The organism is Arthrobacter sp. NPDC057259 (genome assembly GCF_042668995.1).
Lineage (GTDB): Bacteria > Actinomycetota > Actinomycetes > Actinomycetales > Micrococcaceae > Arthrobacter.
In genome coordinates this window covers 384,063-409,158 of the sequence record NZ_JBHUYA010000002.1, presented here as the reverse complement: position 1 = coordinate 409,158, position 25,096 = coordinate 384,063, and the positions used below count along the sequence as shown (strand labels likewise).

The 25,096-nt window shown below is 70.9% G+C and carries 26 protein-coding genes and 1 pseudogene; 14 read left to right on the top strand and 13 right to left on the bottom strand.

Annotation, left to right across the window (positions count from 1 at the left end):
• Positions 1–3: 3 nt before the first annotated feature.
• On the bottom strand, positions 4–873 hold the full coding sequence (locus tag ACFUCU_RS05805; RefSeq protein ID WP_377971290.1) for a helix-turn-helix domain-containing protein: 870 nt from the start codon (positions 871–873) through the stop codon (positions 4–6).
• A 101-nt stretch (positions 874–974) separates the two neighbouring features.
• Between ACFUCU_RS05805 and ACFUCU_RS05800 the strand changes: the two genes are divergently transcribed.
• From ACFUCU_RS05800 to ACFUCU_RS05785, 4 genes are read left to right on the top strand one after another with little or no spacing between them, the layout of a single operon-like run.
• Complete coding sequence (locus ACFUCU_RS05800) at positions 975–2,240, top strand: multidrug effflux MFS transporter (protein WP_377971288.1); 1,266 nt, start codon at positions 975–977, stop codon at positions 2,238–2,240.
• 11 nt (positions 2,241–2,251) lie between these two features.
• A complete protein-coding gene (locus ACFUCU_RS05795) occupies positions 2,252–2,686 on the top strand; it encodes a cupin domain-containing protein (RefSeq protein WP_290256905.1) in 435 nt (144 codons plus the stop codon).
• Positions 2,683–3,540 carry an aldo/keto reductase gene (locus tag ACFUCU_RS05790; RefSeq protein ID WP_377971286.1) on the top strand — a complete coding sequence of 286 codons (858 nt, stop codon included), beginning with the start codon at positions 2,683–2,685 and terminating at the stop codon, positions 3,538–3,540. Before ACFUCU_RS05795 ends, ACFUCU_RS05790 begins: the two co-directional genes overlap by 4 nt.
• A 12-nt stretch (positions 3,541–3,552) precedes the next feature.
• A complete protein-coding gene (locus tag ACFUCU_RS05785) occupies positions 3,553–3,888 on the top strand; it encodes a carboxymuconolactone decarboxylase family protein (RefSeq protein ID WP_290256907.1) in 336 nt (111 codons plus the stop codon).
• Positions 3,889–3,910: 22 nt separating this feature from the next.
• On the opposite strand, the gene ppsA is transcribed toward ACFUCU_RS05785, so the two are convergent.
• From ppsA to ACFUCU_RS05760, 5 genes are all read right to left on the bottom strand, one after another.
• Entirely contained in the window at positions 3,911–6,310 is a 2,400-nt protein-coding gene (ppsA, locus tag ACFUCU_RS05780; RefSeq protein WP_377971284.1) for a phosphoenolpyruvate synthase, read from the bottom strand.
• A gap of 62 nt (positions 6,311–6,372) precedes the next feature.
• Positions 6,373–9,030 (bottom strand): cation-translocating P-type ATPase, encoded by a 2,658-nt coding sequence (locus ACFUCU_RS05775; RefSeq protein ID WP_377971282.1) that lies wholly within the window; start codon positions 9,028–9,030, stop codon positions 6,373–6,375.
• Between the two features lie 143 nt (positions 9,031–9,173).
• The gene (locus ACFUCU_RS05770; protein ID WP_290256909.1) at positions 9,174–9,968 is read right to left on the bottom strand and encodes a glycosyltransferase family 2 protein; all 795 of its coding nucleotides are present in this window, start codon (positions 9,966–9,968) and stop codon (positions 9,174–9,176) included.
• Positions 9,965–11,392 carry a PIG-L family deacetylase gene (locus ACFUCU_RS05765; protein ID WP_377971281.1) on the bottom strand — a complete coding sequence of 476 codons (1,428 nt, stop codon included), beginning with the start codon at positions 11,390–11,392 and terminating at the stop codon, positions 9,965–9,967. Before ACFUCU_RS05765 ends, ACFUCU_RS05770 begins: the two co-directional genes overlap by 4 nt.
• Positions 11,386–12,480 (bottom strand): hypothetical protein, encoded by a 1,095-nt coding sequence (locus ACFUCU_RS05760; RefSeq protein WP_377971279.1) that lies wholly within the window; start codon positions 12,478–12,480, stop codon positions 11,386–11,388. The genes ACFUCU_RS05765 and ACFUCU_RS05760 overlap by 7 nt, the downstream gene beginning before the upstream one ends.
• A 199-nt stretch (positions 12,481–12,679) precedes the next feature.
• Here ACFUCU_RS05760 and ACFUCU_RS05755 point away from each other — a divergent pair, with 199 nt between their 5' ends.
• A complete protein-coding gene (locus ACFUCU_RS05755; protein WP_377971277.1) occupies positions 12,680–14,122 on the top strand; it encodes a glycosyltransferase in 1,443 nt (480 codons plus the stop codon).
• Positions 14,119–14,343, top strand: a complete 225-nt coding sequence (locus tag ACFUCU_RS05750) for a hypothetical protein (RefSeq protein ID WP_377971276.1) — start codon at positions 14,119–14,121, stop codon at positions 14,341–14,343. Before ACFUCU_RS05755 ends, ACFUCU_RS05750 begins: the two co-directional genes overlap by 4 nt.
• 8 nt (positions 14,344–14,351) lie before the next feature.
• Here the strand turns inward: ACFUCU_RS05750 and ACFUCU_RS05745 are convergent, their stop codons facing one another.
• A complete protein-coding gene (locus ACFUCU_RS05745) occupies positions 14,352–14,705 on the bottom strand; it encodes a thiamine-binding protein (RefSeq protein ID WP_290256914.1) in 354 nt (117 codons plus the stop codon).
• An 84-nt stretch (positions 14,706–14,789) separates the two neighbouring features.
• Between ACFUCU_RS05745 and ACFUCU_RS05740 the strand changes: the two genes are divergently transcribed.
• The 3 genes and pseudogenes from ACFUCU_RS05740 to ACFUCU_RS05730 all read left to right on the top strand — a co-directional run bounded on the left by ACFUCU_RS05740 (position 14,790) and on the right by ACFUCU_RS05730 (position 16,864).
• Positions 14,790–15,458: a helix-turn-helix domain-containing protein gene (locus tag ACFUCU_RS05740; protein WP_364136106.1), complete on the top strand. Its 669-nt coding sequence runs from the start codon at positions 14,790–14,792 to the stop codon at positions 15,456–15,458.
• 223 nt (positions 15,459–15,681) lie between these two features.
• Positions 15,682–15,763 (top strand): annotated as a pseudogene (locus ACFUCU_RS05735) (YkvA family protein); the annotation flags it as partial.
• Positions 15,764–15,937: 174 nt separating this feature from the next.
• On the top strand, positions 15,938–16,864 hold the full coding sequence (locus ACFUCU_RS05730) for an NADP-dependent oxidoreductase (RefSeq protein ID WP_377971273.1): 927 nt from the start codon (positions 15,938–15,940) through the stop codon (positions 16,862–16,864).
• 62 nt (positions 16,865–16,926) lie between these two features.
• Here the strand turns inward: ACFUCU_RS05730 and ACFUCU_RS05725 are convergent, their stop codons facing one another.
• The 4 genes from ACFUCU_RS05725 to ACFUCU_RS05710 all read right to left on the bottom strand — a co-directional run bounded on the left by ACFUCU_RS05725 (position 16,927) and on the right by ACFUCU_RS05710 (position 18,899).
• Positions 16,927–17,304 carry a hypothetical protein gene (locus ACFUCU_RS05725; protein ID WP_377971271.1) on the bottom strand — a complete coding sequence of 126 codons (378 nt, stop codon included), beginning with the start codon at positions 17,302–17,304 and terminating at the stop codon, positions 16,927–16,929.
• Positions 17,305–17,383: 79 nt separating this feature from the next.
• Positions 17,384–17,695: an AzlD domain-containing protein gene (locus ACFUCU_RS05720; RefSeq protein ID WP_377971270.1), complete on the bottom strand. Its 312-nt coding sequence runs from the start codon at positions 17,693–17,695 to the stop codon at positions 17,384–17,386.
• Positions 17,692–18,450 carry an AzlC family ABC transporter permease gene (locus tag ACFUCU_RS05715; protein WP_377971269.1) on the bottom strand — a complete coding sequence of 253 codons (759 nt, stop codon included), beginning with the start codon at positions 18,448–18,450 and terminating at the stop codon, positions 17,692–17,694. The genes ACFUCU_RS05720 and ACFUCU_RS05715 overlap by 4 nt, the downstream gene beginning before the upstream one ends.
• Positions 18,447–18,899 carry a hypothetical protein gene (locus ACFUCU_RS05710; protein WP_377971268.1) on the bottom strand — a complete coding sequence of 151 codons (453 nt, stop codon included), beginning with the start codon at positions 18,897–18,899 and terminating at the stop codon, positions 18,447–18,449. The genes ACFUCU_RS05715 and ACFUCU_RS05710 overlap by 4 nt, the downstream gene beginning before the upstream one ends.
• 157 nt (positions 18,900–19,056) lie before the next feature.
• Between ACFUCU_RS05710 and ACFUCU_RS05705 the strand changes: the two genes are divergently transcribed.
• Positions 19,057–19,968, top strand: coding sequence for an ATP-binding cassette domain-containing protein (locus tag ACFUCU_RS05705; protein ID WP_377971267.1), 912 nt, complete (start codon positions 19,057–19,059; stop codon positions 19,966–19,968).
• Positions 19,961–21,553: an ABC transporter permease gene (locus ACFUCU_RS05700; RefSeq protein ID WP_377971265.1), complete on the top strand. Its 1,593-nt coding sequence runs from the start codon at positions 19,961–19,963 to the stop codon at positions 21,551–21,553. Before ACFUCU_RS05705 ends, ACFUCU_RS05700 begins: the two co-directional genes overlap by 8 nt.
• A 37-nt stretch (positions 21,554–21,590) precedes the next feature.
• Here ACFUCU_RS05700 and soxR read toward each other — a convergent pair whose 3' ends face one another.
• Positions 21,591–22,091, bottom strand: a complete 501-nt coding sequence (soxR, locus tag ACFUCU_RS05695) for a redox-sensitive transcriptional activator SoxR (protein ID WP_377971263.1) — start codon at positions 22,089–22,091, stop codon at positions 21,591–21,593.
• Positions 22,092–22,184: 93 nt separating this feature from the next.
• Between soxR and ACFUCU_RS05690 the strand changes: the two genes are divergently transcribed.
• A complete protein-coding gene (locus ACFUCU_RS05690) occupies positions 22,185–22,331 on the top strand; it encodes a hypothetical protein (RefSeq protein ID WP_290256928.1) in 147 nt (48 codons plus the stop codon).
• 24 nt (positions 22,332–22,355) lie between these two features.
• Here the strand turns inward: ACFUCU_RS05690 and ACFUCU_RS05685 are convergent, their stop codons facing one another.
• Complete coding sequence (locus tag ACFUCU_RS05685; RefSeq protein ID WP_377971261.1) at positions 22,356–23,243, bottom strand: glycerophosphodiester phosphodiesterase; 888 nt, start codon at positions 23,241–23,243, stop codon at positions 22,356–22,358.
• Between the two features lie 50 nt (positions 23,244–23,293).
• On the opposite strand from ACFUCU_RS05685, the gene ACFUCU_RS05680 reads away from it, so the two are divergent.
• Together ACFUCU_RS05680 and ACFUCU_RS05675 are read left to right on the top strand one after the other, a co-directional pair.
• A complete protein-coding gene (locus tag ACFUCU_RS05680) occupies positions 23,294–24,604 on the top strand; it encodes a DUF445 domain-containing protein (protein ID WP_377971259.1) in 1,311 nt (436 codons plus the stop codon).
• Between the two features lie 67 nt (positions 24,605–24,671).
• A complete protein-coding gene (locus ACFUCU_RS05675; RefSeq protein WP_377971258.1) occupies positions 24,672–25,091 on the top strand; it encodes a hypothetical protein in 420 nt (139 codons plus the stop codon).
• Positions 25,092–25,096: the final 5 nt, after the last annotated feature.

Sequence of the window (25,096 nt, the reverse complement as noted above, 5' to 3'; positions counted from 1 at the left end):
CGGTTACCAGGCGATGGGCTGCGAGGCGGCCCAGGAGGCGAGGAGGCTCAGCCGTTCCGCTGAGGGTGACCCGGGTTCGGCCGAGTAGACAAGGAGCACGTGGCCGGGATCGGCCGTGACGGCGAGCTCCTCGTAGGACAGGGTGAGCTCCCCGACCACCGGGTGCGTGAAGCGTTTGGTCCCCGACCCGTGGGTGCGCACGTCATGGGCCCCCCAGAGCCGGCGGAAGACGTCGCTTCGGGTGGACAACTCGCCGACGAGGTCCTGGAGGAGCTTGTTGTGCGGGTCCCGGCCGGCTTCCGCCCGCATGATCGCCACGCACATGTCGGCGAAGAGGTCCCAATCGGGATAGAAGTCCCTGGAGGCCGGGTCCAGGAATTGGAAGCGGGCCAGGTTGGGTGTGCGTCCGCCGTCGCCAATCACGGGCGAGTAGAAAGCACGGCCCAGATCGTTGGTGGCCACCATGTCCTGGTGCGCGTTCCGGACAAAGGCGGGACCGTCGGTGATGGAACGAAGTGCCCATTGGAGGCTCGGGCGCAGGGCGGGATTCCGGGTGATGCCGCGGCGCCGCGAACGGCCCGAGGTGGGAATCCCGTCGGCGGCCCGGGCCAGGTCAAATAGATGGGCCCTTTCCGTGTCGTTCAGCTGCAGGGCCTCGGAGATGGCGTCCAGCACCGAGGCGGAGGCCCCTGCGATGGTTCCGCGTTCGAGCTTGGAGTAGTACTCCACGCTGACGCCTGCGAGCATGGCCACCTCCGAGCGGCGCAGTCCCTTGACTCGCCGGTTCGGGCCGGAGGGTATCCCGGCGAGCTCGGGGGTGAGTTTGGCCCGACGTGACATGAGGTACTCGCGCACCTCGGCTCGATTGTCCATGTTTATGACGATACGACGATCCCCGCGGCGGAGGGATGCCCTGCCAGTACACCTCTTGACAGGGACTTCTTCGGCCTGCCGATAAGGGTTTTGCTGGATACATGACTGATTCCTCCACCCTCAACCAGACGGGCCGCCATGGCCGGTGGTTGGCGGCGCTGTTGCTGGTGCTGACGGTCTTTGGACCCATCTCCATGGACCTCTATCTTCCGGCTCTCCCTGCCCTGACCGCCGAGCTTGGCGCGAAGACGTCCACGGCACAGCTGACGGTCACCGCGTGCCTGTTGGGGCTGGCGGCGGGGCAGCTGGTCGCAGGCCCGCTCTCTGACCGCTTTGGCAGGCGAAAGCCGCTCCTGATCGGGGTGACCGCGTACGTCGTCGTGTCGGCACTGTGTGCGATGAGCCCCTCCATTGAGGTGCTGGTGCTCGCCCGGCTGGTCCAGGGCGTGGCCGGCGGCGTAGGGATCGTGATCGCCCAGGCGGCGGGCCGCGATGTGTACGACGGCGGCCGCTTGATCCGCTTTTACGGCCGGCTGACCGTTATCGGCGGCTTTGCGGCCATCGTGGGACCCTTGGTGGGCGGTGCGCTCTCCGCGGTGATGGACTGGCGGGGACTGTTCCAGGTCCTTGCGGTCATTGGTGCGGCGATTCTGGCCTGGGTCGTCGTCGGGTTTGGCGAGACGCTGCCCGCGGGGTCGCGCACCCCGGGCGGGTTCGGCCAGGTGGGCCGCGATATGCGGGTTTTGTTCCGGGACCGCGGGTTCGTCGGCGCTGTCGTGGTTCAAGGGTTTGTCTATGCGGCGCTGTTTGCCTATCTCAGCGGCGCCACCTACGTCCTGCAGGGCGTCTACGGCCTCTCGCCTCAGCAATACGCCATGGCCTTCGGCCTGAATTCTGCGGGGTTCATGGCTTTCGGCTACCTCGCCGGCCGGTCCAGCGAACGGTGGAGCATCACCGGGACCCTCATGATCGGCCTGGCCATGTGCGCGGCCGGAGCCGGGGGAATCCTGACCGCCGGTATCACCCACCTGCCCTTGCCCGCGGTGATGGTTTCCCTACTTCTCCTGGTGAGCGGGACCGCGGTCACCAGCCCGCCCTCGACCACCATCGCACTGGCCGGCTATCCGACCATCGCCGGCGCCGCCTCCTCCTTCCTCGGCGCCGCACGCTTCGCTCTCGGTGGAGTTGCCGCCCCGCTGGTCGGACTCGCCGGATCACTCAGCATCCTCCCGCTGGGCCTGGTGACCGCCGCCGCGATCACCCTGGCAGCCGCGACCGCCCTGGTCCTGCTGCCGCGGTCGTCCCGCCCGGCACCGGCGGCAGGACCTTCCCCGGAAACACCCGTTCCAGAGCACTCCCATCACTGAAAGGAAACACCATGCACGGCAGCGAATTTAGCCAAATCTTCCCGCTGGGCCAGAAGAACGACGCGTATGCGCAGTACTTCACCGGCCAGAGTTATCTGGCGCCCCTCGCCTCGGGCCCGGTCCCCGTCAGCAACGTCTCTTTCGAGCCGGGGTGCCGCAACAACTGGCACATCCACCACGGCACGGACGGAGGAGGCGACCAGATCCTCCTCTGCACCGCAGGCAGCGGCTGGTACCAGGCCGACGGCGAGGCCCCCGTCAGCCTGGAACCGGGAACAGTCATCCACGTGCCCGCAGGCACCAAACACTGGCACGGAGCGAAGGCGGACTCGTGGTTCTCCCACGTCGCTTTCATCACCCCGGGCAATGACCTCAGCAACGAATGGCTCGAGCCGGTCACCGACGAGGTGTACGGCGGGCTGTCCCAGAACGGAGAAACAGAATGACCATTGTGAACGAAACGCTGACCCTGTCGAACGGCGTCGAGATCCCCACCCTGGGGCTGGGCACGTGGTTCATCGACGATGACAAGGCCGCCGAGGCCGTGCGCCAGGCCATCGCGATCGGATACCGCAACATCGACACCGCCCAGGCCTACGGAAACGAGCGCGGCGTCGGCGACGGCCTCCGCACCTCAGGGGTGGCGCGGAACGAACTCTTCGTTTCCACCAAACTCGCCGCCGAGATCAAGGACTACGCCGGCGCCGTCGCCGCCATCGACCGGTCACTGGAGCAGATGGGTCTTGAATACGTCGACCTCATGCTGATCCACGCCCCGCAGCCCTGGGATGATTTCCGTGGCGGCGACTACTCCGAGGGCAACCTTGCCGCCTGGCGGGCCCTGGAGGAAGCCCACCGGGCAGGGAAAATCCGCGCGATCGGAGTCTCGAACTTCCTACAGGCCGATCTGGAGAACCTCCTCGACCACGGAACCGTCGCTCCGCACGTCAACCAGATCCTCGTGCACGCGGGAAATACCCCCACCGATCTGATCGACTACTGCCAGTCGCGAGGCATCGCGGTGGAGGCCTATTCCCCGATCGCCCACGGCCAGGTCCTGAACAACCGGCAGATCGCGGCGATCGCCGAGAAATACGGGGCGAGCGTGCCGCAGCTATGCATCCGCTACACGCTGCAGCTGGGCGCCGTGTCACTGCCCAAGACCGCTAACCCGGCCCACATGCGGTCGAACGCCGAACTCACCTTCACAATCTCGGACGAGGACATGGAAACCCTCCGCACCCTCGATGAAAAGAACTACGGCGAGCACGCCGCGTTCCCCGTTTACTCCGGAAAGTAGAGGAGACCCACAATGCCTGAAAAAGTAACGGCCGGCCGGGACACGCTCGGTGATTTCGCCCCGACGTTCGCCGCGCTCAACGACGACGTCCTCTTCGGTCAGGTCTGGGCCCGCGAAGAACAACTCTCCCCGCGGATCCGCAGCATCGTCACCGTGACGGCCCTGATGTCGAGCGGAGTGCTGGACAGCTCGCTCCAGCACCACATCGGCCGGGCCAAGGCGAACGGCGTCACTGCCGACGAGATGGCCGAGGTGCTGACCCACGCGGCCTTCTACGCCGGGTGGCCCAAGGCCTGGGCCGCGTTCCGCATGGCAACTGACATTTATGGCGGCGGTGGCCCGCGGTAGGCCGGTCCGGGCCTGACGCTCCTCACCCGCCCGCTGGCCGCCGCTCCGCCTCGGCGATCAGCGGGACGGTCCTGAGGTAGCTGTCCGGGTTCAGCGAGATCGAGTCGATGCCCTCCCCCACCAGGAACTGCGCGAACTCCGGGTGGTTGCTGGGGCCCTGACCGCAGATGCCGATCGTGATCCCGGCCACGTGCGCCTGGCGGATCGCCTCGCTGATCATCGCCATCACCGCCTCATCCCGCTCGTCGAAGAGCGCCGCCAGCCGCCCCGAGTCCCGGTCCACCCCGAGGACCAACTGGGTCAGGTCGTTCGAGCCGATGGAGAACCCGTCGAAGCGGGCGGCGAACTTCCCGGCGAGCACCACGTTGGCCGGGATTTCGCACATCATGTACACCTGCAGCCCGTTCTCCCCGCGGACCAGGCCGTTCTCCGCCATCACCGCCAGCACTTTGTCCGCCTCCTGCGGGGTGCGACAGAACGGCACCATGACGATCACGTTGCCGAAGCCCAGCCGCTCCCGGACCCGTTTCAGCGCCCGGCATTCGAGGGCGAACCCCTCGCGGTAGCGCTCGTCGTAGTAGCGTGAGGCGCCGCGGAAGCCCAGCATCGGGTTCTCCTCCGCCTCCTCAAAGGCCGTCCCGCCCACCAGGTGCGCGTATTCGTTGGTCTTGAAGTCGCTGAGCCGCACGATCACCGGCCGGGGATGGTACGGCGCGGCGATCTTGGCGATGCCGAGGGCCAGGACGTCCACGAAGTAGTCCCGCGGATCCGCATACCCGCGGGTCAGCTCCCGGATCTGCGCGGCCTCGCCAGGGTCCGTGACCCGCTCCGGGTGGACCAGCGCCATCGGGTGGACCCGGATCAGGGAGCTGATGATGAACTCCATCCGGGCCAGTCCCACACCGTCCGCGGGCAGCCGCCACCATTGGAACGCGGCGGCTGGGCTGGCGATGTTGACCATGATCCGGGTCCGGGTCTCCGGCAGTTCGCCCAGGTCCACGTCCTCGGTCTCGAACGCCAGGCTGCCGGCGTAGACGCGCCCCTGGTCCCCCTCCGCGCAGGACAGCGTGACGGACTGGCCCTCCTGGAGCACCGCCGTCGCGTTCCCGGTGCCGACGACGGCGGGCACGCCCAGTTCCCGGCTCACGATGGCGGCGTGGCTGGTGGGTCCGCCGTGGTCGGTGACGATCCCGGCGGCCCGCTTCATGATCGGCACCCAGTCCGGGTCCGTCATCTCGGTGACCAGGATGGCGCCGTCGCGGAATCCCTCGATGTCCGCGGCGCTGCGGATCACACAGGCGGTGCCCTGCGCGATCGAATCGCCGATCGCCGCCCCGGCGGCCAGGACCCGCCCGGTTTCCAGCAGCCGGTGCACGGTGAACCGGGACCCGCCCTTGCGCGACTGGACGGTCTCAGGCCGGGCCTGGACCATGAACAGCTCACCGGTTTCCCCGTCCCGGGCCCATTCCATGTCCATCGGCCGGCCGTAGTGCTCCTCGACGGTCACCGCCCAGCGGCCGAGCGTGAGGATCTCCTCATCGGTCAGGACAAAGGCGCTGCGTTCCGCCTCGGACGTGTCCACGGTGCGGGTGCGGGCGTGGCCGCCCCGGCTGTAGACCATCTTGCGTTCCTTGGCGCCGAGGGTCTTCTCGATGATCGGGCGGATGCCGGCGGCCGCGGGCGCCTCCCCCAGCAGCGGCTTGAAGACCAGGTACTTGTCCGGGTTGATGCTGCCCTGCACCACCGTTTCCCCGAGGCCCCAGGCGGCGCTGATCACGGCTGCGCGGGGGAAGCCGGAGTCCGTGTCGATCGAGAACATCACCCCGGAGGCGCCGATGTCCGAGCGCACCATCCGCTGCACGCCGATGGAGAGGGCGACGTCGAGGTGGTCGAAGCCCTTGACCTCGCGGTAGCTGATGGCCCGGTCAGTGAACAGGGAGGCGTAGCAGCGGCGGCAGGCGTCCAGCAGTTCCCGCTCCCCGGCGACGTTGAGGAAGGTCTCCTGTTGACCGGCGAAGCTGGCGTCCGGCAGGTCCTCCGCCGTGGCGCTGGAGCGGACCGCCACGGAGAGCCGGTCCGTCCCGGAGCGGCGGCCCAGCTCCCGGTAATGGTCGCGGAGCGCCTCGGCCAGGTCCGGCGGGAATTCACCGCCGAGAAAGAGTTCGCGGATGGCCTCGCCGGTCTCGCGCAGCGTGGCCGTCCCGGCGCGGAAGGCGTCCAGGCGTTCCCGTATCCCGGATTCGATGCCGTTGGCGTCAATGAAGAGCCGGTAGGCCTCCGCCGTGGTGGCGAAGCCGTCCGGCACCCGCACGCCGCGGGTCTTCAGCGCTCCGATCAGCTCACCCAGGGACGCGTTCTTGCCTCCCACCCGGGGCACATCGGCCATGCCGATCTCCTCAAACCACAACACGTGTCCGGGCATGCGGTCGCTCCTCGGTGGTAGTCCGTCGATGCTCCGATCCTGCTGTGGGCGGCCCCGCGGGGTCAGAGTCTTTGGGCCCCCCGGACGCCGGCCCGGCGGTGCCGGAACTCGCGGTGCCGGAACGCCTTGTACGCCCAGTCCGCCAGCAGCACCGCGGGGATGGCGGCGAGCGCGACGGCCAGGCCGCCCGGTGTCGGCGGCGCCTGGCCCAGCAGATCCGCCACCGGGCCCAGAAAGAGGAAAACGGTGAGCAGCCCCAGCTCCGCGAGCACCGCCCACAGCAGCAGCCGGTTGCTGGCCCAGCCCAGCCGCCACGGCGGGACGGTGGCGCTGCGGCAGGCGAAGGCGTTGGCCAACTGACCGAGCACCACGGTGGTGAAGGCGGCACCTGAGGCGGCCATCAACGCGTCCGACGGCGGCAGCACGGCCCCCGGCGTCCAGGGGCTCCACCCGGCGCCGAGGAGCACCGCAGTGTAGGCGGCCATCTCCAGCACCGCTTCCACCGGGCCGAGCAGCCCGAACACCCGGACCATCAGCGCCCGGTCCATCAGGTGCCGCCGCTCCGGTGGCCGCTTCAGGGCGCCCTTGCTTGGGGCCTCACTTCCCAGGGCCAGGGCGGGCAGCAGGTCGGTGCCGATGTCCAGGGCCAGGATCTGCAGGACACTCAGCGCCAAGGGGAACCGGCCGCCGGACAGCGCCCAGAAGACGAACGGCGTCAGCTCCGCGACGTTGTCCGTCAGGTGGTAGGTCAGGAAGCGGCGGATGTTGGCGTAGGTGGCGCGGCCCTGTTCGACGGCGGCGATGATGGTGGCGAAGTCGTCGTCGAGGAGCACCAGGTCTGCTGCCTCGCGGGCGACGTCGGTGCCGCTGAGTCCCATCGCGACGCCGATGTCCGCCTGCTGCAGGGCGGGACCGTCGTTGACGCCGTCGCCGGTCATGGCCAGGACGTGGCCGCGGCGCTGCAGCAGCCGGGCGACGCGGAGCTTCTGCTCGGGTGAGACGCGGCTGACCACGACGCCGTCGCGGTCCAGGAGCGCGGCGAGCACCTCGTCATCCTCCGGGAGGGTGTGGCCCTCCAGCACCAGTTCCGGGGACCCGATCAGCCCGGTCTCCCGCGCGATGGCGGCGGCGGTGAAGGCGTGGTCGCCGGTGACCATGGCCACCTTGATGCCGGCCTCGCGGGCGGCCTGCAGGGACACGCGGACCTCCGCCCGGGGCGGGTCGTGCAGGCCGATCAGGCCCAGCAGCTCCAGGTCCTGCTCCAGCTCATCGGCGGTGGCGCCGTCGGGGGCGGGGCCGGGCAGCCGCCGCTCGGCCACGGCGAGGACCCGCAGTCCGCGGGAGGCCATCCGGTCCACCAGTTCCCGGGATGCGCCGTTGCCGCCGCGGCAGACGGGCAGGACGGACTCGGGCGCGCCCTTGACGTAGAGGGTGGTCCCGGCGAGCGCGGACTCGCGCAGCCGGCGGGGGTCGAAGGCGAAGCGCCGGTCCGGCGTCGGCGTTGCACCGATGCCCGCGCCGCCGCCGCCGTCCGTTTCTTCGGCCGTCAGGGCGATCCCACCGCCCGTCAGCCGGGTGGCGAGCGCGTCGATGGCCGCCTCCATCGGGTCCCCCTCGGCGATCCACCGGCCCTCGTGAAGGACGGCCCGGCCCACGGAGGCCGCCCGCGCGGCGGTGCCAAGACGCCGGGCGGCCCGAAGCGCCTCGCCGGCGGGGGCGGCTCCGCCAGCGCTGATGTAGGCCCCGGGTTCGTAACCCTGACCGGCGACGTCCAGGGTCCCGGCAGGGGTCCAGACCTCCACGGCGTTCATCCGGTTCTGGGTGAGGGTGCCGGTCTTGTCGGTGCAGATGAAAGTGGTGGAGCCGAGCGTCTCGACGGCCTGCAGGTTCCGGACCAGGGCGTTGCGGCCGGCCATCCGCTGCGCCCCGATAGCCAGGGAGAGGGTGACCGTGGGCAGGAGGCCCTCGGGGACCAGCGCCACGGCGACGCCGATCGCGAAGAGGAAGGCATCCCGCCAGGAGATCCCCACCAGCAGGGACACCAGGAAGAACAGCGCCCCGATCCCCAGCGCCACGGTGGCCACGATCCGGACAATGCGCTGCAGCTCCCGGGCCAGCGGGCTCGGCGGCGGTTCGACGCGGCCGGTCAGGGACGCGATCTCGGCCAGCCGGGTGGTGGCCCCGGTGCCCTCCACCAGCCCCTCGGCGGAGCCGACCACCAGAAACGTGCCGCCGTAAAGCACCTCCCCGGCGGCACGGGGCACCGGTTCGCTTTCACCGGTGAGCATGGACTCATCCACCGAGCAGCCCTCGGCCAGGATGAGGCGCAGGTCCGCGGGGACACGGTCGCCGGCCACCAGCACGACGGCGTCGCCGGGGACCAGTTCCGTGGTGTGCACCTTGACCACCCGGCCGTCCCGCCGCACCGAGACCATGGCCGGCAGCAGCTCGCGCAGTTTCGCCGCGGCATGCTGGGCCCGTTCCTGCTGGATGTAGGCGAAGACGCCGTTGACCAAAATCACCACCACGATCGCGATGGCCAGCTGCGGCATCCCGGCGATGAAGGCTAGGACGGCCGCCGCCCACAGCATGACGGCAAAGAAGTGCGTCAGTTCAGCCAGCAGCCGCCGCCACCCCGGCACGGCCCGGGCCTCCGGCAGCCGGTTGGGGCCGGTGCGCTCCAGCCGCCGGGCCGCCTCCGCCGAGGTCAAGCCCGTCATCGGCAGCACCGTGATCCGGCTCCGCCCCGGCGTGTCATGGATTCGACGATCCGCCCGCTCCCGGCCCGCGGGTTAGGGCCGAAAGTCCCCGGCGTGCGGCTGTTCCGGAGGGGCCTGGAGGCCCCGGCTGCGGCGTCGGCCGCCTAGCTGCCGGTGGCCGCCGGCGGTGCCTGCCGGCCCAGGGAGCGCAGGTACGCCGCGAAGCCCTGCGGTGCCCGCGCCTGCGTCCGCCCGGAGGTCAGCACCCGGACGCTGTCGGTGGCCAGGACGGTGAACGCCAGGCTGCGCAGGCCCTGGACCAGGGTGCGGTCCTCGTGCGATTGCTGCTTGGGGAAGCCGCCGGCGGCGAGGTAGGCGGAGGCCCGGACGCCGAAGTTGGCCCCGTAGATGTGCGGGTGGTTCTCCTCGAACGGGTGCCGCTCCAGCCAGCGGCGCAGCAGGTCCGGGTCCATGCCCACCGGGTCCGGTTCCACCGACCCCAGGACGGCGTCCGCCCCCGCGTCGGCGAACTCCAGTTGCCGGACCAACCAGTGCGGCGGGACCCGGGAGTCGGCGTCGGTATTCGCCAGCCAGGTCTTTCCGCGCCAGGGCACAGGGGTGGAGCGCTGGCCCGGATGCCGGCGCGGACGGCCCAGCACGGCGGTGCGGATGCCCGCCGCCCGGCTGGCCCCGGCGCTGCGGAGCCCGACGGTGAGGATCTGGAAGCGGGGGTCGGCCTCGACGTAGCGTCCGGCGATCTCCGCGGAACCGTCGGTACAGGAGTCCAGCACCACCATTACCAGGACAACCACCTCCGGGCGGGCGCGGGCCAGCTGGTCCGCGGCAGCCTGCACGGCGGACAGCGCGCGGTCCAGGTGCTGGTCCTCGTTGTGGACGGGAAGGACGACGGCGACCGTGTCGATCGCGGGGCGCCGCCGGGCGGTCATGGCGACGGTCATGGCTGCTGCTCCGGCGCCCGGAGGATTTCCAGCACGAAGTCGCGTTCCCGGTAGAGCCCGGCCCCGGCCCAGCGGAGCCGGTCGCGGGCCGTAGCGTGGACCGTGTCACCGTCCAGGACCCAGCCGTCCAGCGGGTGCCGCCAGTGGCAGAGGACCAGGGTGCCGCCGGGCAGCAGCGAGGCTTCGACCCGCCGGAACAGCTCGTCCAGCTCCTCCGGGGAGAGGTAGTAGCCCACCTCGGAGACGACGATCAGGTCGAACCCGCCGTCGGGCCAGCCGTGCGGGACAGTGAGGTGCCGGGTCTGCGCGGCGGGCAGGTGCTCCAGCCGTTCGGCGGCGCGGGCCAAGGCGGTGCTGCTGGCGTCGACGGCCAGGAAGGTTCCGCAGCGTTCGGCCAGTTCAACGCTCAGCGTCCCGATCGAGCAGCCGATCTCCAGCCCGGCCTCGTAGCTCTGCTCCGGCAGCGCGGCAAGGGTCAGCGCCCGTTTCCGCTGTTCGTACCAGGTGCCGGCGTAGCCCCAGGGGTCCTCGTCGCGGCCGTGGACCGCGTCGAAGAGCCGTTCGGCGTCGGCGGCGGCGTAGCCGGCGGCTGCGCCGTGGGACCCGGCATCGCGGGCGGCCGTATCTATGGCTGTGTCCCCGGCGGCGGGCGGGCGGGGCTGGTGCCAGGCGAAGGTTTCCCAGTGCCGCTCGAAGTGGGCCAGGAAGCCCGGCGGCAGCAGCACCTCGTCCCCGGGCTGCTCCGAGAGCGGGGCCACCTGGGAGGTGTGGGCCGCCATCGCCCGGGCCTTGGCCTGCTGGTCCTCGGGCCGCAACGGGAACCGTTGCCAGTCCTGCCAGGCCGCGTCCTCTGGGGCGGCCCAGAGCCAGTACCAGATGGGAAACTCCAGCAGGCCGTAGCCGTGCCCGGCGGCGGTTTCCGCGGCGGCCCGGCCCAGGGTGTCGTGGTCGGTGTGGCCGTCGTGCCGGTAGGGCGCCACGAGAACGATCCGCTCGGCAGGCCTTCCGGTGTCCGCGGCTGCCTCCCGGATGGCCGCCTCGATCTCTGCCCGGTGCTCGGCGAGCCGGCCGTCGGGCAGGCCCAGATAGCGGCGTCGGGGGCCGCCCAGCAGGTGTCCCAGGGCGCCGTCGAATTCGCGGAGCCGCACCTCGGCCAGCCGTTCGGGCGTCACTGTGGGCGAATCCGGGTGAGAGGCCTCGCCGGCGGTGCAGAGCAGCACCCGCACGTCCCCGCCCAGGGCGTGCAGCCGGGCCATGAGGCCGCCGGCGCCAAGGGTTTCGTCGTCGGGGTGGGCGGCCAGCACCAGGAACGCGGTGGCGGCGAGCTCGCCGTCGTTCAGCGGCAGCTCGGGCAGCGCCGCGGCGCCGGATCGGGCCCAGGCGCTTTCAGGGGTGCCGGCGTCCTGGTGCGTGAAGCTCACCATGGCTCGTCACCCTCGAAGCCCTTGAAGACCAACGAGCCCAGCTGCGCGTCGTCGCGCATGGCGTGGTGCTGCCGGATGTACAGCGCGAGGTCCGCCATGCGCTTGCCGTAGGCGGCGTCGAAGACCAGCGGTCCGGGCCCCAGGTTCTGGCTGACCAGGGCCTGGATGCGTTCGACGGCGCTGGCGACGGCTCCGCGGACGCGCAGCGCCTCGGGCCAGGCGCCGCTTCCGGAGAGGTCACCGGCGTCGATCCGGTCCGCGGTGCGGGCCAGGTAGGCGGTGAGCCCGGCCAGGGTGCGGTCGATCTCACCCAGGTGCGCGAGGGCCACCTGGTCGGGGGCCCGGCCGCGGTCCTCTGCGGCTCTCAGGGCGTCCCGGTAGCTGCGGGCCACGGCCACGGCGCCGCCCAGCCAGCAGGCCGCCACGCCCATGCCGCCCCAGGCGAAGCCCGGGCGGCGGTAGTACCAGCCCTCGCCGCCGAGCGGGGTGGCGGGGACGGTGTCGAAGTTCACGGTGCCGCTGGGAACTTCCCGCAGCCCCAGGCTGGTCCAGCCGGGGTCGGCGACGCTCACGCCGTCAGCGTGGAGGTCGACGGCGAACGCGGCGCGGCCGCCGCCAGGCAGGTGCGCGGTCAGCACGGCCCGGTCCAGCTGCCCGGCCAGCGAGCACCAGGGCTTGGCGCCGGTCAGCAGAGTCCGGCCGCCCTCTTCAGCGGCGGTGAGGCTGAGGCCGGGTGCCTCCGCGGCGAAGACACCCCAGGTGCCCTCGAGGTCCGTGGAGGCGCCGGCCTCCCCCGCGTCCCTGGCCTGCTGCAGGATCGCGGCCGCGTCCAGGTGCGGTTCCAGGATGCGGCCGGCCGCGACGTCGACGGCGGTGACGGACGCGAGCAGTTCCCAGAGGAACGCGGTGCGGCCGGCGCCGGGCGCCGGCGCCCATGATCCGGCGTCCGCGGTGAGGGACAGCAGGGCGGGAACGTCCCCGACGGCGGCCGCGACGTCGGCCAGGAACGGATCCAGCCGGGCGAGCGCGTCCGGTCCGGAGCTGATCCGCACGGCCTTGGGCGGGCGGGGGTCCTGGGTCGCGTTCATGGGTCCTTTACGGTTCGTGGCTGGCTCCGGGGGAGCCGGCCAGCGCCGCTGCGCCTTCCCCCGATTGAATCTCAGCTTACTTACCATCGGCGGGGATGGCGCCATCTGCATGACCGGGCTCCCGCGTCCCGGTACCGTAGCCGCAAATCCCCCCCATGTGACAGGTGCTGCTGGTGGGGCCACTGGTACTATCGTGCGCATGCGTGCGGGAAGGCTGAACCGAGCTGTTGGGATTGTCATCGCTGTCATTGCCGGAGGAGCGGCGGCGCTCCTGTGGTTTGCCGTGGCCGCCGGCGGCCCGGCGCTCAGTGAATCCCCCGCCCAGGGACTGGTGTTTGGTTTTTGGAGCATCCTCTACAACACCGACGCCCCGGCCCCCCGCGTGCTTCTGGCGGCCATGGCGATGGCCCTCCTCCTGGCGGCCGGCGTTGCGACCGTGGACCGGAGGATCGTCAACCGCTCCCGGCGGTCGCTGGACCCCCTCACCGGTCCGCTCGCTCCCCGGGTGGTGATGGCCGCAACCCGCGGTGAGTTCGCCGGCCCGGTCACGGTGACGGTCCTGATCCCCGCCCACAACGAGGAAGCTTCCGTGGGGCAGACCATCGCCTCCCTGCTGCAGCAGTCGAGGTCACCGGACCGGGTGATCGTTGTGGCGGACAACTGCACTGACCGGACCGTCGAGCGGGCCCGGGCTGCCGGTGTGGAGGTCATCGAATCGGTCGGCAACACGCACAAGAAGGCCGGCGCGCTGAACCAGGTCCTGGCCGGCCTGCTCCCGGGGCTCGGGGACAACGACGTCGTCATGATCATGGACGCCGACACCATGCTCGATGACGGCTTCCTTGCGGCCGCCGTGGACCGTTTTACCGCGGACAGGGCCCTGATGGCGGTCGGCGGGCTCTTCTATGGCGAGGAGGGCCACGGTCTGATCGGACAGTTCCAGCGCAACGAATACCTGCGCTACGGGCGCGAAATCAGCCGCCGCCGCGGACGCGTCTTCGTGCTCACCGGAACCGCCTCGCTTTTCCGGTCCCGAGCGCTGCGCACGGTCGCCGCCAACCGGGGCGTTACGATCCCGGGCACCCCGGGGGACGTCTACGACACTGCCGCACTGACCGAGGACAATGAGCTGACCATCGCGTTGAAGTCTCTGGGCGGGCTGATGATTTCGCCTTCCCAGTGCACTGTCGTCACCGAGTTGATGCCCGGTTGGCGGACCCTGTGGGCCCAGCGGCTCCGCTGGCAACGCGGTGCGCTGGAAAATATCGGAGCCTACGGCGTCACCCCGCCAACCATGCGGTACTGGGCCCAGCAACTGGGAATCGGGTACGGCGTGATCGCCCTGGGTTCCTACCTGCTCCTGATCTTCCTGATGGTGTTCGCCCTCGATGCCTGGATCTGGTTCCCCTTCTGGCTCGGGTTAGGCCTGCTGTTCATGGCAGAGCGGGTTCTCACCGTGTGGTCCGGCGGGTGGCGGGCACGGCTTCTGGCCGCAACCCTCTTCCCCGAACTGTTCTTCGATATGTTCCTCAACATCGTCTACCTCAAGGGCGTGGCGGACATCGCCCTGGGCAGGACGGCGACGTGGAAGCACCTCACCCCGGCGCCGGCACGGGCCTCCGAAGAAGCGGAGCAGGCATGAGTCCCTCGTTCCCGTCCGCCGTCCCCGCGGGACCGCTGTTTCCGGAATCGCTCCTTCATACCGACTGGTTCGCCGTTCTCGCCACCTTCGTCGCCATCAACACCGTGATGTACGCGGCCCTGGCCTTGGCGAAAGTCCTCCCGAAGGTCCACCCCACGGAGTGGATCCGCACCCGGAATGAGCGCGCCGAGAGTCGCAGCATCTACCCTGACGCAGACTAGGGCGGGGCTTACTCCCCCAGGGCCCGCTCCAGCCGGTCCAGCTTGCCGGTCAGTTCGCCGGTGTAGCCGGGGCGGATGTCCGCCTTGATCACCAGGGACACGCGGCTGCCGTAGCGGCCCACCGCCTCGGTGGCACGCTTGACGACGTCGAACACCTCGTCCCATTCGCCCTCAATGGTGGTGAACATGGCGTCGGTGTGGTTCGGGAGGCCGGACTCGCGGACGATCCGCACCGCGGCGGCGACGGCGTCGTGCACCGACGCGTCGTCCGCGCCGGGAGCCGTCTCGGGGGCGGCAGCGGAACCGGAGGTAGGGGCGACTGGGGGACGGCCGGACGGGGCAACAGAAAAGGCAAGCAGCATGGCTCCAGTGTGCCCTCCGCGTCATAAATATGTGAACCCGCGGGTAACCGGTTCGCGCCGCCTCGGCGTTGCTACCCTGAGCAAATGAACCGGGCAGTAGACCGCAGGCCGCTCCGCGCGGACGCTGCACGCAACGTCAATAAGATCATTGCCGCGGCCCGCCAGTGCTTCCGTGAGCACGGGCCGGAGGTACCGCTGCAGACCATCGCCGTGACCGCCGGCGTGGGCCCCGCCACCCTTTTCCGGAACTTCGCGGACAAGGAGGAACTGGTCCTCGCCGCGTTGCACCAGCAGCTGAAACTGCGCGTGAACCCGGTGATCGACGATGCACTGGCCGGGACCGATGCCGCCGAGGGCCTGTTCCGCATCGTGGAAGCACTGATGGCGGTGGCCAGCGATGAGGCCAATCTCCTCGGAGCTGTGGCCGGGCGCCGCGGGGTGCTGACCGGGATCACCGGGGACCTGATCGAGTCGGTCGCGATCCTGCTGGGACGCGGGCAGGGCCAGGGCACGCTGCGCAGCGACATCTCCATGGCGGACATGATCCGGCTGCTGGCCATGCTGATCGGCGTTGTGGACACCATGGAGGCCGGCTCGGACGCCTGGCGCCGCCCGGTGGCGCTGCTCGAGGACGCCATCCGGGCCGAGCGGCCGGACCGCCCACTGCCGCCCCAGACCCTGGTGCCCGGAACCCAGTACGGCACGGCGTTCGGCGTGGGGTTCGGGTCGCCCTCGGGGGCCACGTACCGTTGAGACCATGAGCTGGGAAACCCTCGCCGGCGTGATCGGCGGACTGATGCTGGTCTACGCCGCACTGCTGGTCCTGCTGTGGAACTACGCGCGCCGGCACCCCGACACCGTGAGCATGAGGGACGCGCTGCGGCTGCTGCCGGACCTGCTCCGGCTGGTGAAACGGCTGATCGCGGACGGCACCGTCGCCGTGGGGGTGCGGGTCCGGCTGGTCCTGTTGCTGCTGTACCTGCTCTCCCCGATCGACCTGGTGCCGGACTTCCTGCCCGTGATCGGCTACGCGGACGACGTCGTGATCGTCGCCTTGGCGCTGCGTTCCGTGATCAAGCGGGCGGGCCCCGACGCCGTGCGTCGGCACTGGCCCGGCACGCCCGAAGGCCTGGGGCTCATCCTGAAGCTCGCCGGCATGGGTGCCGCCCACTGAGACCGCTTTCACCCCGGCGGTGCGGAATAGCGGCCCGGACGCGTCCGTTGACGCCTGCATGAAGGCAATCACGTACAGCGAATACGGCACCCCCGACGTCCTCGAACTGACCGACCAGCCCATGCCCAAGGTGGGCCCCGGCATGGTCCTGGTCAAGGTCAGGGCAGCCTCCGTGAACCCGGTTGACTGGAAGATCGTCTCCGGCGGACTCGACGGCATGATGGACCTGCAGTTCCCCGCGATTCCCGGCTGGGACGTCGCCGGCGTGGTGGAATCCGTGGGCATTGATGCCCCGCAGTACCAGCCCGGCGACGAGGTCATCGCCTATGGCCGCAAGGACTACGTCCACGGCGGCAGCTTCGCCGAGTACATCGCGCTCCCGGAGCGGGTCCTCGCCCGCAAGCCGGCCACCCTGGACTGGAACGAGTCCGCCGGCCTGCCGCTGGCCGGCCTGACCGCCTACCAGGTCCTGACCCGGCTCGGCACGGGCGAAGGCAAGACCGTCCTGATCCACGGCGGAGCCGGCGGCGTCGGCTCCCTGGGCATCCAGATCGCCAAGTCCCTGGGCGCCTCCGTGATCGCCACCGCCTCGGAGAAGAACCACGACTTCCTCCGCTCCCTCGGCGCGGAACCCGTCACCTATGGTGAGGGCCTTGCCGACCGCGTCCGCGCCCTCCGCCCCGAGGGCGTGGACATCGTGGCCGACTTCGTCGGCGGTGTCCTCGACGCGACCCTGGCCGTCCTGGCCGACGGCGGCAAGCACGCCTCGATCGCGGACGCCGAGGTCGAACAGCACGGCGGAACCTGGATGTGGGTGAACCCGGTGGGCACCCAGCTTCAGGAACTCGCGGACCTGGTGGACAGCCGCGGCCTGCGCGTGGAGGTCGCCAAGACCTACCCGCTGGAGCGCACCGCGGACGCCTTCCGGGACAACATGGAAGGCCACACCCGCGGCAAGATCGTCGTCACGGTCGACGGCGAGTAGCAGCGTTTCCGCCCGGACGGGCGGGTGATCTGAGGGCAGGCGCGGGTTTCCGGCGCCTGCCCTCAGCCGTGTCCGGGTTCCCCCCCCGGACCGCCGGTGTCGTGGTGGCCGCCATCATGCTGCCCGGTGCCGCGTTGCCCGGTGTCGTGGTGCCCGCCATCGTGGTGGGCCGGCTTGTGCTTGGCCTCCTCGAGGTGCTGCTGGAGCTTCTCCTCGGCCTCGCGGCGGCGCCGCGCCAGTTCCTGCAGGTCGCGGGTGGACACTGCTCCGGTGGGGATGCCGCCGGCGGCGCGGGACGCGGCCGCACGGTCGTGCCCCTTCGCCGGCTGTGCCGGGTCCGGTTGTGCCCCTTCCGGTCGCGCCCCTTCCGGGGTGGAATGCTCCGGATCGGCGCCTTCCGGGTCGCGGGCAGCGACATTGTCAGGCTCGTTGGTGGTCATCACTGGATGCTGTCACCGGCGGCCGGGCACCGGCTAGGGGCTAAAGGCCGGGCACGCGTGCGCGCACTAGTAGGCGCCGCTACCCCCAGCCGAGCAGCCGCAACCCGGCCGCCGCACCGGCGCCGGCCAGCACCACCACCAGGAACGGCGCCCTGAGCAGCAGGGCCAGTGCGGCCGCGGCCAGCGCGCCCACCCTTGCGTCGAGGGCCAGCGCCTGCCCGGAGGCCACCGCGTTGACCACCGTCAGGGAGGCGAGGAGCCCGATGGTCATCACCCCGGCCACGCGGGAAATCCGTGGGTTTTTCAGCCACGCGGCGGGCACCAGGTAGCCCAGCAGTTTCCACGCATAGGCAAGCACGCAGGAGAGCAGCAGCCATAGCCAGAGCGTCATGCGCCCTCCCCCGTGGCCGCCCCGGCGCCGTGCCCGCGCCCGTGCTCACGCCCGGGGTAGGGGTCGACGTCGGGCTCCAGGCCCTCGTCACGCGGGCCGGAACTGAACCAGCCGAACACGGCGGCCACCAGCGCGGCCACCAGGATGGGCACCCCGGCGGTGACAAGTGGGACGGCCAGCACGGTGGCGAGCGCGCAGACGACGGCGATCGCCACGGGTTCGCGGCCCTTCAGCCGCGGCCAGAGCAGCCCCAGGAAGGCGGCCACCGCGGCGCCGTCGAGCCCCCACTGCTTGGGGTCCCCCATGGCGCTGCCGGCGAGCGCACCCACTGCGGTGAAGATGTTCCACAGCACGAACACCCCCACGCCGGCGGTCCAAAACCCCCGGCGCTGCTCGTCCGGGTCCGTCTGGCCGGTACTGGTGGCAGTGGATTCGTCGATGGTGACCTGCGCCGCGGCGAAGCGCCGCCAGCCCTTGGGCTGCAGCAAGGCGTTCAACTGCATGCCGTAAATCCCGTTGCGCATGCCCAGCAGGGTGGCCGCGCCCATGGCGGCCAGTCCCGAGCCGCCGCCGGCCACCACGCCGATGAAGGCGAACTGCGAGCCGCCGCTGAACAGCAGCAGGCTCAGCGCCATGGTCTGCCAGAAGTCCAGCCCGGAGGCGACGGAAAGGGCGCCGAAGGAGATGCCGTAGAGCCCGGTAGCGACGCTGATGGACAGCCCGATCCGGACCGCCGGGGTGAGCGCGGTCCTCACCGGCGTGTCTGCCGGGGCGCCCTCGCCAGGCTCCAGGACCAGGCGATCAGCGGCGCCTGCAACGGGAGCCGGATCCCGTGCAGCGTTCGGGCCTTGGGAGATCCCGCCGGCCCGAGGGCGGTATGGAGCGCGTCAACGTGGGCTGTCAGGAACGCGGTGAACAGGGCGGTGACGCAGCCGGCGCTGATTCGGCGGGTCCGGGGCAGCAGGAGGCCTGCGGCCGCGGCGCCCTCGAGCAGTCCCGTGGCGGCAACCCATTCGTCCCGGGAGAGGACCGCCAGCGGGCCGTTGCGCTGCGTGCCCGAGTCGTCGCGGCAGAGGTAGGAGGGGACCAGCGGGGCGAAGAAGCCCGGGTCCCGGAAGTGCTTTGCGGCGCTGGCCAGCAACAGTCCGCTCAGGGCGGCGGCGGACAGGGTTCGGGTTGCCCCGGGGGACCAGCGAAAAGGCATGCATCCATGCAACCACACCGCGGGGGCGCCAACGAACGGGCTCCCGCCGGCGACGCGGCGGCCGCGCCGTTGCTGGGAACGGGCACGCAAACCGGCACGCGAAACGGGACCTTCCGCAGGGGATCCGGGAGCCCGCTCCGGGGGTACCGTGGTGGCTATGGGCAACGTCGTGGAAATGGCGGGTGTGGTCAAGCGGTTTGGAACCGTGACGGCGCTGGACGGCCTGGACTTCACCGTGGCCGCCGGGGAGGTCCATGGGTTCCTGGGGCCGAACGGCTCGGGCAAGTCGACCACGCTGCGGCTCCTGCTGGGGCTGCTGCGGTCCGACGCCGGGACGGCGCGGGTGCTGGGCCTGGACCCGTGGAAGGACGTGGCGTCCCTGCACCGCCGGCTGGTCTACGTCCCCGGTGACGTCTCGCTGTGGCCGAACCTCACAGGCGGCGAGGTGATCGAGCTGCTGGGCCGGCTGCAGGGCGGCCAGGACCGGGCGGAGCGGGACCGGCTCCTGCAATTATTCGAGCTGGACCCCACCAAGAAGACCCGCGCCTACTCCAAGGGCAACCGGCAGAAGGTGGCGCTGGTGGCGGCCCTGGCCACGGACGCCGAGCTGTTTTTGCTGGACGAGCCCACCAGCGGCCTGGATCCGCTGATGGAGGAGGCGTTCCGCGGTTGCGTCCGTGCGCTCCGGGACCAGGGCCGGACGGTGCTGTTGAGCAGCCACATCCTGAGCGAGGCGGAGGCGCTCTCGGACCGGGTCAGCATCATCCGCGCCGGCCGGGTGGTGGAGACCGGCCCACTGGAGAAGCTGCGGCACCTGACCCGGACCGCCGTCACCGCCGACGTCGCGGCCGTCCCGCCGGGGCTGGACCGGCTGCCCGGGGTCCACGACGTCGCCGTGGTCAACCACCGGGTCAGCGCGCAGGTGGATCCGGCCGGACTGGCCCCCTTCCTGCAGGCCCTGACCGCCGCGGGCCTGAAGTCCCTGACCAGCCAGCCGCCGACGCTGGAGGACCTGTTCCTGCGCCACTACGGGGCGGGAACCTTTGGCCGGGGTTCCTCCGATGCCTGAGACCCTGGCCGGGACGGGGACGCTGCTGCGGCTGGGGCTGCGGCGAGACCGCTGGCTGCTGCCCGGCTGGGTGCTGGGCTTCGCCGTCGTCGCCTATTCCACGGCGCGGGCCGGCGCCGAGCTGTATCCGGACGTGCGCAGCCGCGTAGAGGCGGCGGACGCGCTCAACGCCACGGCCTCGATGGTGGCGATGTTCGGCCGGATCTACGACCCGGCGTCCCTCGGCGCGCTCTCCCTGATCAAGTACACGGCGTTCATGACCGCCATCCTGGCGGTCCTGATGGCCGTGCTGGTGATCCGCCACACGCGGGCCGACGAGGAGAGCGGACGGCTGGAATTGCTCGGCGGCGGACGGCTGGGCCGTGACGCCCCGCTGGCCGCCGCGCTCATCATTGCCCTCACAGGCAGCCTGGGCGTGGGGCTGCTGACCGCCGCGGGGCTGGCCGCAGGCGGGCTGCCCGCTGAGGGGTCGCTGGCGTTCGGGCTGGGCTGGGCCGCCACCGGGCTCGCGTTCAGCGCCGTGGCCGGGGTTGCCGCCCAGCTGACGGCCGGCGCCCGGGCCGCCAACGGATTCAGCGTGGGCGTGATCGCGGTGACATACGGACTGCGCGCGGTGGGCGACCTGGCCGAACCCGGACCTTCGTTCCTGTCGTGGCTCTCCCCCATCGGTTGGAACCAGCAAATCCGGGCCTTCGCCGGTGATCACTGGTGGGTCCTGGTACTGCCGGTCCTGCTCAGTGCCGTCCTCATTCCGGCGGCCTTCGCGTTGCGGGCCCGGCGGGACCTGGGTGCCGGGTTGCGGGCCGAACGCCCCGGCCCGGCCTTGGGGTCCGTGTCCGGGGTGTGGGCCCTGGCCGTGCGGCTGCAGTACAAGGTGTGGCTGGCGTGGGCCATCGCGTTCGTGGTGTTCGGGGTGGTGGTGGGATCGCTGATCGGGAACGTCGCGGAGATGCTGAGTTCGGCCAACGCCCAGGACCTGATCCGGCTGTTGGGCGGGGCGGCCGCGCTGCGCGACGCCTTCCTTGCCGCGGAGATCAGCATCATGGGCCTGCTGGCGGCGGCGTATGCGGTCTCCGCGGCGAACCATCTGCGGGCCGAGGAGTCCGCGGGCCATGCGGAGGCGTTGCTGGCGACGACGGCGACTCGGGCCCGCTGGGCGTCCAGCCACTTCGGCTTCGCTCTGGCCGGGTCCGCCGTGCTGATGGTGCTGGCCGGGGTCTCGATCGGCATCGGGGCGGCGCTGACGGTGCAGGACCCGTCGCTGGTGGGCCGGTCCACGGTGGCGGCCCTGGCCCAGATCCCGGCCGCCTGGGTGCTGGCGGGGCTGGCGCTGGCGGTGTTCGGCTGGCTGCCGCGGCTGGCCGCCGGGGTGTGGGTGCTGCTGCTGGCGTTCGTGGCCCTGGGCGAGTTCGGTGTGCTCTGGAACGCCCCGGGCTGGCTGATGGACGCCTCCCCGTTCCGGCATTCGCCGCTGCTGCCGGTGACCGCCGACGCCGTGCCCGCCCTGGCGTGGCTGACCGCCGTCGCGCTGGTCCTGGCGGTGCTGGGCTACGCGGGCTGGCGGCGGCGGGACGTGGCGGCGTAGCCGACGCCGGAGTTCGCCTGGGGTTGCGGGCCAGGCCTTAGTTCTGTCCGGGTCCTCGGTCTGCACCAGCGTCGGCCCCGGCAGCCCGGCGGGCGCGCCGGGCCCAGCGGGAACCGGCCCCCTCGGCGGCGGCCTCGTCGCCCGGGTTGACCAGGGAGCAGCGGCCCAGCGACAGGCAGCCGCAGCCGATGCAGCTGTCCAGGGACTCGCCCAGCACCTCCAGTTCGCGGATCCGCTCCGCCACCAGCCCCGCCCAGTCCCGGCTGATGGCGGTCCAGTCCGCCTGGTTCGGGGCCCGGTCCGCGGGCAGGCCGTCGAGGGCGGCTTTGATCTGCTCCAGGCTCAGCCCCACCCGCTGGCCGGCCGCCACCACGGCCAGACGGCGCAGGGTGGTCCGCCTGTAGCGGCGCTGGTTGCCGCTGGTGCGTTGGGACTGCACCAGGCCGCGGTCCTCGTAGTAGCGCAGGGCCGGCACGGTGATCCCGGCGCGGGACGCGACCTCACCGACGGAGAGCAGGGAATCAGTAGCGGACGGCACCCGTGCAGTCTGGCACGCGCCCGGCTTGACCTCAAGTTCACTTGAGGTTGTTCACTGGAGCCTGACAGAACCGCTACAAACGAAAGCAGCACCATGAGGACCTCCCGCAAGACCGCACGCCAGGCCACCGTCACCCCCGAAGGGGACCAGGCCCTCCCGGGAAAAACCCTGCGCCAGCGCCGGCCGTGGGAGAACCGATCGGTGGACGCCGCCCTGTCCTCCCTGTCCCAGTTCCGCTAGGGGCGGTGGAACGGGGACCGGCCGCTACAGGCTGACGGAGATCCGCTCCAGGACCTCGGCCGGGCGGTTGGTGGTGATCTCCTGGATGCCAACCTCCCGGCAGAGGTCCACATCCTCGGGGGCGTCGACGGTCCAGACCCGGAAACGGCGGCCGGACTCGAGCCAGCGGCGGACCGTGTCCGGGAATTCGCGGACGTAGTCGATGCCTGGCCCGGCCAGGCCCACGGCGCCCTGGTCCAGCAGTTCCTCGCCCTCGAGCTGGGCAGCCTTCATGACGTTGGCCATCGCGTTGCCGGTGATGGAGCCGACGCTGAACCTCTCCCGCACTTCGTCGACGTCGACGTCGTCCACCAGCTGGCAGATGGCCTCGGCGGGGACGGTCTGCAGCAGGTGCCGGACGGAATCCGGGTTGAAGCTCATGAAGGAGACGCGGATGTTCTCCAGCATGCCGGTGGCCGGGTCCCAGCCCTCGGCGGTGAGGACCTCCAGTACCCGGTCCTCGAGCTTGAGCTGGTAGGGGCTGGGGTGCTTGAACTCGATGGCCAGGCCGATCTCGCGGCCGGCGGTGCGCAGGATGTCGAGGAGTTCGGGCAGGGTCAGGAACTGCTCGGACTTCGCCCCGTACGCCTCGGGGATGCGGGCGCCCTTCCAGGAGCTGAAGTCGAGCTCGCGGAGTTCGTCCAGGGTGCGTTCGGCCACCGGGCCCGTGCCGTTGGAGGTGCGGTCCAGGGTGGCGTCGTGCAGCAGCACGGCGTGCTGGTCGCGGGTCAGGTGGATGTCGCACTCGACGCCGTCGGCGCCGTCGGCGATCGCCTGCAGGTAGGCGGCGCGGGTGTGCTCCGCGAAGGCCCCGCTGGCTCCCCGGTGGGCGTAGACGAGCGGGCGGGCGGCAGCGGACTCCTCAATGGTCATGCGAACACGTTAGCGGACCCGGGGTCCGGGGGCCCGGCTAGGCTGGGCACATGCAGGTGAACTCTGAGCGACCATCCCGTGCCGGCGCCATAGCGGCGGGCGCGAACCACCGGCTCTCCCCTGCCGATGCCGCGAAGGCAGCGGCGCTGCGGAAGATGAAAATGCTGGCGGGATCGCTCCTGATCGGGATGGCGGTGGTGTTCGTCGTCGCCTTCGCCCTGCAGAAGCAGTACCCGGCGCTGGAGTACGTCCGCGCCGCGGCGGAGGGCGGCATGGTGGGTGCGCTGGCGGACTGGTTCGCCGTGACCGCGCTGTTCAAGTACCCGCTGGGCCTGAAGATCCCGCACACCGCCATCATTCCCCGGCGCAAGGACCAGATCGGGGCGTCGCTGGGCGAGTTCGTGGAGACCAACTTCCTCTCCGAGCAGGTGGTCAAGGAGAAGCTGGCCAGCGTCGACGTCGCCCGCAAGGTCGGCGGCTGGCTCTCCGGCCCCGGCGGCGCCGAGCGGGTGGCGAAGGAGGGCGCGGCGGTGATCCGGGGCGCGTTCACGGTGTTGAACGACGACGACGTCCAGGCCGTCATCGAGGGCATGGTGCGCCGGCATCTGCTCGCCCCGCCGTGGGGGCCGCCGGTGGGGCGGCTCGCGGAGCGGATCTTCGAGGACGGGCACCATCACGCGCTGGTGGACCTCCTGGTGGACCGCACGGTGGACTGGGTCCGGGACAACCACGAGACCGTCAACCGGGTGGTCACGGACCGCTCCCCCACCTGGGTGCCCAGTTTCGTGGACGGTCTGGTGGGCGACAAGGTGTATGTGGAGATCCTGAAGTTCACGAAGGCGGTGCAGGCCGACCCCCAGCACCAGGTCCGGCGCTCCATCGACACGTACCTGAAGTCGCTGGCGCATGACCTGCAACACGACCCAGTGATGATTGCCCGGGCCGAGGGCGTCAAGGCCCAGGTGCTGGGTGACCCGGAGGTCCGCGAGCTCGCCTCCCGCACCTGGGGCACCGTCAAGGCGGCGCTGCTGACCGCCGTCGACGATCCGCACAGCGAGCTGACGGTCCGGTTCAAGGCGGCCGTCCACGACTTCGGCACCCGCCTCACGGTGGACCCCGAACTCGCCGGGAAGGTCAACGCCTGGGTGGGCGACGCCGCCGGGTACCTGGTGAACAACTACCGCTCCGACATTGCCGGCGTCATCACGGACACCGTGGCGCGCTGGGACGCGGAGGAAACCTCGGAGAAGATCGAGCTCCAGGTCGGCAAGGACCTGCAGTTCATCCGCATCAACGGCACCGTGGTGGGGGCGCTGGCCGGGCTCGCCATCTTCACGGTCGCGAATTTGGTGTTCGGGTAGGAACGGGGCCGAACGGGCGCACGGGACCCTCACCAGGCGGGGCACTCGGCACGTTTAGACTGCTTCTGTGAAGCGATCGTCCGACGCCGGTTCCGAGGGAACACCTTCCGGCCTGCACCGCAACAACGATCCCAATCAGCGGCCCAGCAACAGAAGCCTCCGGTTCTGGGCGGCATTCTGGACGGTTTTTTGGGGCCTTCTGGTCGGCGTCGGGGCGGCGGTCGGGTACGTGTTCCTCACCGACCGTCACCCCATCGGCATCCTGTCGATCCTGTTTTTCCTGCTCGGATGTGGCCTGGGAGTGGGCCTGTATCTGCCCGCTCACTTCAGCAGCGCCCGTACGAAACGCGGGATGTTTGTCCGTGTCGGCGGCGATCCCACGGGAATCACCCCCTGGATGTTCGGCGCCATGGGAGGCAGCATCACCGACGACGGCGAGTGGGAGTGGTACACCCCCTCGGGGTCAAGCGGAGAATCCGCTGTTTAGATCCC

Excerpts from the sequence above, each read along its gene's own strand:
- ACFUCU_RS05805 (WP_377971290.1), bottom strand. The coding sequence starts at position 873 with ATGGACAATCGAGCCGAGGTGCGCGAGTACCTCATGTCACGTCGGGCC.
- ACFUCU_RS05800 (WP_377971288.1), top strand. The coding sequence starts at position 975 with ATGACTGATTCCTCCACCCTCAACCAGACGGGCCGCCATGGCCGGTGG.
- ACFUCU_RS05795 (WP_290256905.1), top strand. The coding sequence starts at position 2,252 with ATGCACGGCAGCGAATTTAGCCAAATCTTCCCGCTGGGCCAGAAGAAC.
- ACFUCU_RS05790 (WP_377971286.1), top strand. The coding sequence starts at position 2,683 with ATGACCATTGTGAACGAAACGCTGACCCTGTCGAACGGCGTCGAGATC.
- ACFUCU_RS05785 (WP_290256907.1), top strand. The coding sequence starts at position 3,553 with ATGCCTGAAAAAGTAACGGCCGGCCGGGACACGCTCGGTGATTTCGCC.
- ppsA (WP_377971284.1), bottom strand. The coding sequence starts at position 6,310 with ATGCCCGGACACGTGTTGTGGTTTGAGGAGATCGGCATGGCCGATGTG.
- ACFUCU_RS05775 (WP_377971282.1), bottom strand. The coding sequence starts at position 9,030 with ATGACGGGCTTGACCTCGGCGGAGGCGGCCCGGCGGCTGGAGCGCACC.
- ACFUCU_RS05770 (WP_290256909.1), bottom strand. The coding sequence starts at position 9,968 with ATGACCGTCGCCATGACCGCCCGGCGGCGCCCCGCGATCGACACGGTC.
- ACFUCU_RS05765 (WP_377971281.1), bottom strand. The coding sequence starts at position 11,392 with ATGGTGAGCTTCACGCACCAGGACGCCGGCACCCCTGAAAGCGCCTGG.
- ACFUCU_RS05760 (WP_377971279.1), bottom strand. The coding sequence starts at position 12,480 with ATGAACGCGACCCAGGACCCCCGCCCGCCCAAGGCCGTGCGGATCAGC.
- ACFUCU_RS05755 (WP_377971277.1), top strand. The coding sequence starts at position 12,680 with ATGCGTGCGGGAAGGCTGAACCGAGCTGTTGGGATTGTCATCGCTGTC.
- ACFUCU_RS05750 (WP_377971276.1), top strand. The coding sequence starts at position 14,119 with ATGAGTCCCTCGTTCCCGTCCGCCGTCCCCGCGGGACCGCTGTTTCCG.
- ACFUCU_RS05745 (WP_290256914.1), bottom strand. The coding sequence starts at position 14,705 with ATGCTGCTTGCCTTTTCTGTTGCCCCGTCCGGCCGTCCCCCAGTCGCC.
- ACFUCU_RS05740 (WP_364136106.1), top strand. The coding sequence starts at position 14,790 with ATGAACCGGGCAGTAGACCGCAGGCCGCTCCGCGCGGACGCTGCACGC.
- ACFUCU_RS05730 (WP_377971273.1), top strand. The coding sequence starts at position 15,938 with ATGAAGGCAATCACGTACAGCGAATACGGCACCCCCGACGTCCTCGAA.
- ACFUCU_RS05725 (WP_377971271.1), bottom strand. The coding sequence starts at position 17,304 with ATGACCACCAACGAGCCTGACAATGTCGCTGCCCGCGACCCGGAAGGC.
- ACFUCU_RS05720 (WP_377971270.1), bottom strand. The coding sequence starts at position 17,695 with ATGACGCTCTGGCTATGGCTGCTGCTCTCCTGCGTGCTTGCCTATGCG.
- ACFUCU_RS05710 (WP_377971268.1), bottom strand. The coding sequence starts at position 18,899 with ATGCCTTTTCGCTGGTCCCCCGGGGCAACCCGAACCCTGTCCGCCGCC.
- ACFUCU_RS05705 (WP_377971267.1), top strand. The coding sequence starts at position 19,057 with ATGGGCAACGTCGTGGAAATGGCGGGTGTGGTCAAGCGGTTTGGAACC.
- ACFUCU_RS05700 (WP_377971265.1), top strand. The coding sequence starts at position 19,961 with ATGCCTGAGACCCTGGCCGGGACGGGGACGCTGCTGCGGCTGGGGCTG.
- ACFUCU_RS05690 (WP_290256928.1), top strand. The coding sequence starts at position 22,185 with ATGAGGACCTCCCGCAAGACCGCACGCCAGGCCACCGTCACCCCCGAA.
- ACFUCU_RS05685 (WP_377971261.1), bottom strand. The coding sequence starts at position 23,243 with ATGACCATTGAGGAGTCCGCTGCCGCCCGCCCGCTCGTCTACGCCCAC.
- ACFUCU_RS05680 (WP_377971259.1), top strand. The coding sequence starts at position 23,294 with ATGCAGGTGAACTCTGAGCGACCATCCCGTGCCGGCGCCATAGCGGCG.